The sequence below is a fragment of the Pelagibacterium sediminicola genome (assembly GCF_003390885.1).
Classification (GTDB): Bacteria; Pseudomonadota; Alphaproteobacteria; order Rhizobiales; family Devosiaceae; genus Pelagibacterium; species Pelagibacterium sediminicola.
Genome location: NZ_QMEL01000003.1, coordinates 200,184 through 209,408, shown reverse-complemented (window position 1 = coordinate 209,408; position 9,225 = coordinate 200,184). Strand labels below are relative to the sequence as shown.

Here is a 9,225-nt window from a genome sequence, read left to right as displayed (position 1 = left end):
GTCAACGCCCCGGCCTGCTGATTTTTCAGATTTTGCGGCGTCTACCGCGCCAGCTCGATCACTTCCACGGGGGCGCCCGCCATCCGGCCCTCGTCATGTTCGCGCTGAACGATGAGGCAGTCCGATTTCGCCAGAGAGGAGAGGTGCCCGCTGTCGGTTTCTCCGATAGGCGCAACCCCGGTCACACCGTTTTCGGCCGGGGTGCGGAAGGCCCGGATGAAATGCCGGCGCGGCCCGTTGGCGGGCAGGGGAGAGGCGAGCGGCATCGTGAGGCGGGCAGGGGGCGTCTCGCCCAGCATGGCGCGGATCGCGGGCAGGACGAAAACGGTGGCTGTCACCAGCGCGGATACGGGATTGCCTGGCAGCCCGAAGACGATGGTCTTGTCTTTGCGCCCGAACATCAGCGGCTTGCCCGGCCGCATCGCGATGCGCCAGAAATCGATCTCGACGCCATTTGCCTTGAGCGCATCCTGCACCAGATCGTGCTCGCCCACGCTCGCCCCGCCCGTGGTGACGAGAACGTCGGGCGCATTATCGAGCGCCGCGCCTATGGCCCGGTTGAGGATACCCATGTCGTCGGGGATGATTCCCAGATCGGCTATACCCGCAGCATAAGGGGCAAACAGTGAGCCAAGGCCAAAGCTGTTCGAGCCCACGATCCTGCCCATGGGCAGGGGTGAGCCGGGCGGCACCAGTTCATCGCCCGTCGCCATGATGGCGATGTGCGGCGCCTGTGTCACCGTAACGCTTGCATGGTTGGCGGCTGCAATGAGCGCGATGTGATTGGGCGAAAGACGGGCGCCCGCAGCAACGAGAATGTCGCCGGTGCGGAAATCATGCCCGCGCGGGCGCACATTCTTGCCCGGAACGCTGTCGGCCAGAAAGGTGATGGCATCGCCATCCGCCATCGTCTGTTCCTGCATAATGACGGTGTCGGCCCCCTCGGGCATCGGCGCACCGGTGAAGATGCGCGCGCAGACCCCCTTGCTCACCGTACCGGCAAAGGCTTCCCCCGCCTGCGATACCCCAATCTGGCGCAGTACCGCCCCCTCGTGTACATCCTCGGCGCGAACGGCGTAGCCGTCCATTGCGCTTGCATCGAAGGGAGGGTTGTCGGTGCTCGCCGGCACCGGTGCGGCCAGCACACGGCCAGCGGCGGCGTCGAGCGCCACACTCTCGCAACCCTTGGGCGAAATCGCGGCCATGATCCGCGCCAGAGCCTCATCGACCGGTAGCAGCATTACGTATCCCGCCGGAAGTCGCCGGACTTGCCGCCTGATTTTTCCAGCAACCGGACATTGGTGATGGTCATGGATTTGTCCAGCGCCTTGCCCATGTCGTAAAGGGTCAGGGCCGTGACCGAGGCGGCAGTCAGCGCTTCCATCTCGACGCCCGTGGGGCCGGTGGTTTCGACCTGTGCGCGGATGGCGATGACATGCGCTTCCGTGCCCTTTTCGATCTCGATGGCGACCTTTGAGATCGCGATTGGATGGCAGAGCGGAACGAGTTCGGCGGTTTTCTTGGCGGCCATGATCCCCGCCACCCGCGCCACGGCAACCGCATCGCCCTTCTTGAGATCGCCGCCGAGAATAGCCTCGACGATTTCAGCCGTCGCGTGAAGCTCGGCCCCGGCAATGGCGACCCGTCTGGTGTCCGGCTTGCCCGAGATATCGACGATGCGCGCCGCGCCCTTCTCGTCGAGATGGGTGAGCGGGTCAGCCATGGCCGAAAAGCAGCGCCCGGGTCGCCGCCGCCACATCCGCCTGCCGCATCAGGCTTTCCCCGACAAGGAAGGTGCCAACGCCTGCCGTGCGTTCGAGATGAGTGAGATCGTCATGGGTGAAGATGCCGCTCTCCGAAACCAGAAGCCTGTCCTCGGGCACCATTTTCGCCAGCGCGATCGTGGTATCGAGCGAAACCTCGAACGTGCGCAGGTCGCGGTTGTTGATGCCGATGAACTGCGCGCCCAGTTCCAGCGCCCGCTCCATTTCAGACGCATCATGCACCTCGACCAGCGCGTCCATGCCCCATTCATCGGCGGCATCGAGCAGGTAGCGCGCGCCCTCATCATCGACCGAGGCCAGGATGATGAGGATGCAGTCGGCGCCCCAGGCGCGGGCCTCGGCCACCTGATAGGTCTCGAACAGGAAATCCTTGCGCAGCGCGGGCAGGTTCACCACATCGCGCGCCTGCCTCAGAAACTCCGGGCGTCCCTGAAAGCTCGGCGCATCGGTCAGCACCGAAAGGCACGCCGCTCCGCCGTCCTCATAGGCTTTCGCCAATAGAGGCGGGTTGAAATCCTCGCGGATCAGGCCCTTGGAGGGACTGGCCTTCTTGATCTCGGCGATAAGGCCGAACCTGCCTTCGGCACGCTTTGCCCTGAGCGCGTTGACGAACCCGCGCGGCGGCGTCTGGTCGTGGGCGGCGGCGGCCACTTCGGCCCATGGCCGGGCAGCTTTTGCCGCCTCGATTTCGTCGCGCTTATAGGCTTCGATCCGACGCAGGATGTCCGTCATGCCGCGCCCCCCGAAACCTTGACGAGCTTGTCGAGCGTAGCCTTTGCCTTGCCGCTGTCGATCGTCTCCGCGCCGAGCGCCACGCCTTCCTTCAGCGTCTCGACCTTGTCGGCCACGATGAACGCGGCGGCGGCATTGAGCAGCACGATGTCGCGATAGGGGCCCTTTACCCCGTCGAGCAGCTTGCGCAACTCGCCAGCATTGTGCTCGGGGTCCCCGCCAACGATGTCGCCGAGCGTGGCGCGCGGCAAACCGGCCTCTTCTGGCGTAACCTCGAACGCGGTCAGGTTCCCGTCCTTGATCTGGGAAACGAAGGACGGCCCGGTGGTCGAAAGCTCGTCCAGCCCGCTGTCGCCATGAACGACCCAGGCCGATTTTGCCTGGTTGGCCAGCAGCGCGGCTGCCACGGGCTCCACCCATTCAACGTCGAAAACGCCCAGCACGTAGCGCCGGACCCCGGCAGGGTTGGCCTGCGGGCCGAGCAGATTGAACATCGTTCGCGTGCCCATTTCCATGCGCGTGGGCCCCACATGCTTCATCGCCGGATGGTGGCTGGGCGCGAACATGAAGCCGATGCCGGCCTGGGCGATACAGCTTGAGATTTCCTCGGGCGAAAGATCGAGCCGGATGCCCAGCGCCTGCAATGCTTCCGCCGACCCGGATTTCGAGGAGAGCGCGCGGTTGCCGTGCTTGGCGACCGGCACGCCGGTCCCCGCGACGACCAGCGACGCGCCGGTCGAGATGTTGAGCGTTCCCGCGCCGTCCCCGCCCGTCCCCACGATATCGATGGCATCTTCCGGCGCTTCGACCGGCACCATCTTGCGCCGCATGATCGAAACCGCCGCCGCGATCTCGCCCACCGTCTCGCCCTTGACCCGCATGCCCATCAGGAACGCACCGATCTGGGAAGGCGTCGCCTCGCCGGACATGATGGTTTCCATCACCTCCCGCATTTCGGTGCCCGTAAGATCCTTGCCCTGCGCGATACGGTTGAGGGCCGATTTGATGTCCATGCGGGCTACTCCTCAGGCGGCTTTGTCGCGATTGAAGTCTTTTGCGATGTTCAAAAAGTTCTGCAAGATGGCGTGGCCATTTTCCGAAGCGATGCTTTCGGGGTGGAACTGCACGCCATGCACCGGCAACTTGCTATGCTCGATTCCCATGATCTGCCCATCCTCGGACCGGGCCGTCACCGCGAGAACGCCGGGCAGCGCCTTTTCATCGAGGACCAGCGAGTGGTAGCGCGTTGCCTCGAACTGCCCGTTGATGCCCTTGAACACGCCGCGCCCGTCGTGGGTGATGACCGACACCTTGCCGTGCATGGGGCTGGCCGCGCGGACCACCTTGCCGCCAAAAGCCTGCCCCATCGCCTGTAGCCCCAGGCAAACGCCGAACAGCGGGATTTCGCCCGAAAAACGCTCGACCAGCGAAAGGCAGATGCCCGCCTGGTCGGGCGTTGCCGGACCGGGCGAAATGACGATGGCATCGGGCGCCTTCGCGGCGATCTCGTCGAGCGTGATCCTGTCGTTGCGCACGACCTCGGTGTCGGCCCCAAGCTCTCCGATATAGTGGACGAGGTTGTAGGTGAAACTGTCGTAGTTATCGATGACGAGAACGCGCATCACTGCCCAACTTTCGCTTCGCCCGCGTAGCGTAGCGCTTCTTCGGCGGCGCTGAAAAGGGCCCGCGCCTTGTTCTCGCATTCGAGCTGTTCGAGTTCGGGCTTGGAGTCCGCGACGATCCCGGCGCCTGCCTGCACGTAAAGCTTGCCGTCCTTGAGCAAGGCGGTGCGCAGCACGATACAGGTATCCATCCGCCCGTCCGCGCCGAAATAGCCGACGCATCCGGCATAGACCCCGCGCCGCGCCTTTTCGAGTTCGTCGATGATCTCCATGGCCCGTACCTTGGGGGCACCGGACACGGTGCCTGCGGGGAATCCCGCCGAAAGGGCGTCGATGAAATCGTATTTCGGATCGAGTTCACCCACGACGTTGGAGACGATGTGCATGACGTGGGAATAATATTCGAGGAAGAACCTGTCGGTGACCCTGACGGTCCCCACCTTGGCGACCCGCCCCACATCGTTGCGCCCCAGATCGAGCAGCATCAGATGCTCGGACAGCTCCTTGGGGTCCGCCAGCAGCTCTTCGGCCAGTTCCCTGTCGCGCTCGGGCGTCGCGCCGCGCTTGCGGGTGCCGGCAATCGGGCGGATGGTGACCTCGCCCTCATCGACGCGCACGAGGATTTCCGGGCTCGACCCGGCAACCGCGAAGCCGCCGAAATCGAGAAAATACATATATGGCGATGGATTGGTGCGCCGCAGCGCCCGGTAGAGCGCGGTCGGGGGCAGGGTGAAATCGGCGGAGAACCGCTGGCTCAGCACCACCTGGAAGATGTCTCCCGCCGCGATATAGTCCTGTGCCTTCTCGACCATCGCGGAATACTCGTCGCGCGAGGTGTTGCTGGTCACCTCGATCTTTTCGAGGTCGGGAATATCGCCCGAACGGGGAAGGGGGCGCTCGAGACGCGCGATGGCGCCCTCGATCCGGCTCTGCGCGGCCTCATGGGCCTGCCGCGCGCTCACGCCCTCGCGAGGATAGACGGGCGCAGAGAGATAAAGTTCGTCCCTGAGGGAATCGAACACCGCCAGCATGGACGGACGCATCATGATCGCGTCGGGCACTCCGATGGTATCGGGGTTGGCGTCGGGCAGTTCTTCCATGAACCGCACCATGTCGTAACCGAGATACCCGAAGACACCGGCCGAGTTCGCGGGCAGGGCCGGGGGCATGTCGATCCGGCTTTCCGCGATCAGCGCCTTGAGCGTATCGAGCGGCGCGCCCGGAACGGGAGCGAAGGCATCCCTGTCGAGCGCCGCCTTGCGGTTGATTTCCGCGCGCCCGTCGACGACGCGCCACAACAGGTCCGGTTCGAGCCCGATGATCGAGTAGCGCCCCTTGGTGGCGCCGCCCTCGACCGATTCGAGCAGGAATGTGTGGGTCCGGTCCGCCGCCAGCTTGAGATAGGTTCCCACCGGAGTTTCAAGATCGGCGACGACGCGCCGATAGATCACCTGACCTTTTCCCGCATCATAGGCCGCGGCAAACGCGTTGAACCCCGAATCCATCTTCTGTCCTATTCGAGCCCGATCAGGCGGTTGAGCGTTTCCTGGTTGATCCGGATGGGCATATCCTGCCGCAGTCCTTCAACGAACCCGGAAAACACCTGGTCGGCAAAGGTGTTCTGCATCATCGCGGCGACTTCGGACGTCCCGCCCGCTGGCGCGGGAGTCACCGAACTCACCTGGAAGACGATCACATCGCCCTCGGGGGTCTGGAGATAACCCGCCGTCCCTTCGCCCCCGATAAAGGCGGCGCGCGCAACTTCGGGGCCGATGATGCCATCGGTCGATCCGGTGCGGCCAAAGGGCTGCGAGACTTGTGGAATGCCCCCGCTGTCCATGGCAACGGTAAGTATGTCGCCGCCCGCATCAAGCTGGGCCACCATGTCCTCGGCGGCGGTGAGGATGGCGTTGTCTGTCTGGAGGTCCTGCCAGGCGGCGATCACCTCGTCGCGCACTTCGTCCAGCGTCTGGTCGCGCTCGGGTTCCACCGAAAGCAGCTCGAAAAAGACCGCGCGGTTCGAGCCCAGGCTGATTGCGGGCGTGAAGGTCGCGTCCTGGGATGCCGAGAATATCTGGTTGACGACCGTTTCGCGGGCGGTGGGCGGGATGGTCTCGATGTTCTCGAGCGCGGCACCCGAACGGGTCAGCCCGATCTCGTGGATCTCAAGCCCGTATCCGGCGGCGACATCGTCGATCGGCTGGAAGGCCGCGCGGGCCTCCTCGATCGCATCGTATGCCGTGAGCAGTTCGTCGCGTCCCGCGGCGAGGCGCAAATTCTGCTCGATCCGGTCGCGCACCGCTTCGAGCGGCTGCTGCCCGCCTTCGATGATTTCGGAAACCCAGATGGCCCGCTGCCCCAGCGCGCCGGGGATAATGGCGAAACCGCCTTCGGGAAGCGAGAAGGCGGCTTGCGCCAGTGCGGCATCGGTCAGTTGCGTTTGGGCGAACAGCCCCAGCGGGCTGACATCGGTTTCGACGCCCGCTTCGAGCGTCAGTTCGGCAAAGTCGCGCCCCTCGGCCAGCCCGGCCTCGAACAGCGCCAGCGTTTCGGGGGCGTTGAGCAGAAGCTGGCTGATGCGGCGCTGCTCGACCGTGGTATAGCTGGCCGCCGTGCGCTCATATTCGGCTTCGATCTGGGCGTCGGTGATCTCGACGCCCGCCGCCAGTGCCTCGGGCGTCAGGGGCAGGAGGCGGACGACACGGGTTTCCTCGGTGCGGAAGCGCTCCTGATTTTCAGCAAAGAACTGCGAAAGATCGCTCTCGGAAGGCTCCTCGACGCTCGTGAAAAACATCGGGTTGAGCTCGATATATTCGATCACCCGGCGCTCGTTCTCGTAGGAATTGGCGAGATCGGCGGCAAATTGCGGCATGCGCACGCCATCGAGCATCATGCCGACCTGCTCGCGCTTGGCCGCCTTGCGCTGGAGATTGAGATATTCGCTCTCCGTATACCCCGCCTGCCGCAGTACCGTGATGAAAGCCGTGCGGTCAAACGCGCCCAGCGCGCCCGCAAAGGACGGGTCGCGGCGGACCAGTTCGGCGAGCTTGTCCTCGGAAGCGCCGAGCGAAAGCCGCTGGGCCAGCGTTTCCAGCGCCGCGTCGTTGGCCAGTTGCGCCAGCGTTGCGTTGGGCAGTCCGAAGGCCAGCGCCTGCTGCGCGGTGGGCGACATGCCCGTCTGGGCGGCGAACTGGTTCAGCCGGCTGCGATAGATGCGATCGAATTCGCGTGCGGTGACGTTCTGGTCGCCCACCCGCGCCACCGTATTGGCGTTGAGATCGAGAAAGATGCTCGGCAGGCCGAACCCCGCGACGGCCAGGACGACCACGGCAAGAAAAATCTTTGCGACCCAGCTCCGGCCGAAATTACGCATATTGTCGAGCATGTTGTCCCATTCGATCGAGGTGTGGCCGATGCTTTCGTCCAAAGCGCCGGCCTATGGCTTTTGAGGCGGGCGCATAATAGACAAGGTCCATTCCGGCTCGCAAGGCACGTTCGCGAGCCGGGTTAAGACATTGACATGGACTGCGCAAGCGCAATCAGGGAGACACGATGAGCACGGACAAGCGGCCACTGATCGCCGGCAACTGGAAAATGAACGGCACGGGTGCCGCGCTCGCGGAGATCTCGCGCCTCCGGAACCTCGTCGCCGATAGTGGCGCGGCCAGGGCCGATATCCTTATCTGTCCGCCCGCAACGCTTCTCCATCGCGCATCCGAAACCGCCTCCGGCAGCGCCATCGCGGTCGGCGGGCAGGATTGCCACGCGGCGGCATCGGGGGCCCACACCGGCGATATCAGCGCACAGATGCTGACCGACGCCGGCGCGACCCATGTCATTGTCGGCCACTCCGAGCGGCGCACCGACCACGGCGAAACCAGCGCCGATGTGCGCGCCAAGGCGGACGTGGCGCTGGGGGCAGGGCTGATCCCGGTAATCTGTGTGGGCGAAACCGAGGCCGAGCGGGAAGCGGGCAGCGCGAATCGCGTGGTCGCCGACCAGTTCGCATCGTCCTTGCCGGATTATGGCGATGGCACTGAAATCATCATCGCCTACGAGCCCGTCTGGGCCATCGGCACCGGCAAGACGCCGACCATCGCCGACATTGCCGACATGCACGCCCATATCCGGCAATTGCTCGTTGAGCGTTTCGGGGAGGCTGGGGCGGCAGCACGCATTCTCTATGGCGGATCGGTCAAGCCGTCCAATGCCGAGGAAATCCTTAGTGTTCCGAACGTCGATGGCGCGCTGGTGGGTGGCGCGAGTCTGAAGGCGGATGATTTTTTCGCGATTGTCGCAGCATCGTAGCCCCCTCATCCGTCTCGCCCTTCGGGCGATCCACCTTCTCCCACGAGGGGAGAAGGGAAACCCTGTGGATGTATCGGCCCTTGAGCCCCCCTCTCCCCTCGTGGGAGAGGGGTTGGGGGTGAGGGGGACAGCGATGTCTCCAGGAACGACAAAGCAGTCAAAAAACCCAATCTCCCATCTGGCCATATTCAATCTTTGCGTGTAGAACCGCGCCAACAAACAACGGACTTGAACCGGACGATCCCGATGACGACATCGGGGTCGGCTTTCTATTGACAAGGACTGACCTGTCCCATGGCAACAGTTTTGATTGTCGCCTATCTGCTGATCGTGCTGGCCATGATCGTCGTCATTCTGCTGCAGCGCTCCGAAGGCGGTGGGCTGGGCATGGGCGGCGGTGGTGGCGGTTTCATGACGGCGCGCGGCTCGGCCAATCTTTTGACGCGCACGACCGCGATTCTGGGCACTCTGTTCATGGCGACCGCGATCGCCCTGACTATCGTGAGCCAGATCGATCGGTCTTCCACCTCCATTCTGGACCGTGCCGTGCAGAGCCCCGACGGTTCGCCCGCTTCGGTTCTCGACGCGCTCGATGCCATGGGCGGCGGCGCTGACGATCTTTCCGCGCCCGCTCCGGCCCAGCCGGCGCCCGCACAGGACGATCTGACCGCCCCGGCAGCACCCGCCGGCAGCGACGCGGACCTCATGGTCCCCGAGGCGCCCGCCCAGACGGACACCCCGGGCAACTGAGGGTCCGGATAACTGAACAAGAGAATGGG

General features: G+C 64.5%; 9 protein-coding genes. 2 read left to right on the top strand and 7 right to left on the bottom strand.

The features are described from left to right. Window positions 1-41 precede the first annotated feature (41 nt). From DQG18_RS07255 to DQG18_RS07225, 7 genes are read right to left on the bottom strand one after another with little or no spacing between them, the layout of a single operon-like run. Window positions 42-1,241, bottom strand: a complete 1,200-nt coding sequence (locus DQG18_RS07255; RefSeq protein ID WP_116653577.1) for a molybdopterin molybdotransferase MoeA — start codon at window positions 1,239-1,241, stop codon at window positions 42-44. Further along, window positions 1,241-1,723, bottom strand: a complete 483-nt coding sequence (moaC, locus tag DQG18_RS07250) for a cyclic pyranopterin monophosphate synthase MoaC (protein ID WP_116653576.1) — start codon at window positions 1,721-1,723, stop codon at window positions 1,241-1,243. Before moaC ends, DQG18_RS07255 begins: the two co-directional genes overlap by 1 nt. Further along, a complete protein-coding gene (gene trpC / locus DQG18_RS07245) occupies window positions 1,716-2,516 on the bottom strand; it encodes an indole-3-glycerol phosphate synthase TrpC (protein ID WP_116653575.1) in 801 nt (266 codons plus the stop codon). Before trpC ends, moaC begins: the two co-directional genes overlap by 8 nt. Further along, the gene (trpD, locus tag DQG18_RS07240; protein ID WP_116653574.1) at window positions 2,513-3,529 is read right to left on the bottom strand and encodes an anthranilate phosphoribosyltransferase; all 1,017 of its coding nucleotides are present in this window, start codon (window positions 3,527-3,529) and stop codon (window positions 2,513-2,515) included. Before trpD ends, trpC begins: the two co-directional genes overlap by 4 nt. A gap of 12 nt (window positions 3,530-3,541) precedes the next feature. Then, the gene (locus DQG18_RS07235) at window positions 3,542-4,138 is read right to left on the bottom strand and encodes an anthranilate synthase component II (RefSeq protein WP_116653573.1); all 597 of its coding nucleotides are present in this window, start codon (window positions 4,136-4,138) and stop codon (window positions 3,542-3,544) included. Further along, window positions 4,138-5,643 carry an anthranilate synthase component I gene (gene trpE, locus DQG18_RS07230; RefSeq protein ID WP_116653572.1) on the bottom strand — a complete coding sequence of 502 codons (1,506 nt, stop codon included), beginning with the start codon at window positions 5,641-5,643 and terminating at the stop codon, window positions 4,138-4,140. Before trpE ends, DQG18_RS07235 begins: the two co-directional genes overlap by 1 nt. An 8-nt stretch (window positions 5,644-5,651) precedes the next feature. Next, a complete protein-coding gene (locus tag DQG18_RS07225; protein WP_116653571.1) occupies window positions 5,652-7,565 on the bottom strand; it encodes a peptidylprolyl isomerase in 1,914 nt (637 codons plus the stop codon). A gap of 125 nt (window positions 7,566-7,690) precedes the next feature. Between DQG18_RS07225 and tpiA the strand changes: the two genes are divergently transcribed. Continuing rightward, entirely contained in the window at window positions 7,691-8,446 is a 756-nt protein-coding gene (tpiA, locus tag DQG18_RS07220; RefSeq protein ID WP_116653570.1) for a triose-phosphate isomerase, read from the top strand. Window positions 8,447-8,740: 294 nt separating this feature from the next. After that, window positions 8,741-9,196, top strand: a complete 456-nt coding sequence (secG, locus tag DQG18_RS07215) for a preprotein translocase subunit SecG (RefSeq protein ID WP_116653569.1) — start codon at window positions 8,741-8,743, stop codon at window positions 9,194-9,196. Window positions 9,197-9,225 lie beyond the last annotated feature (29 nt).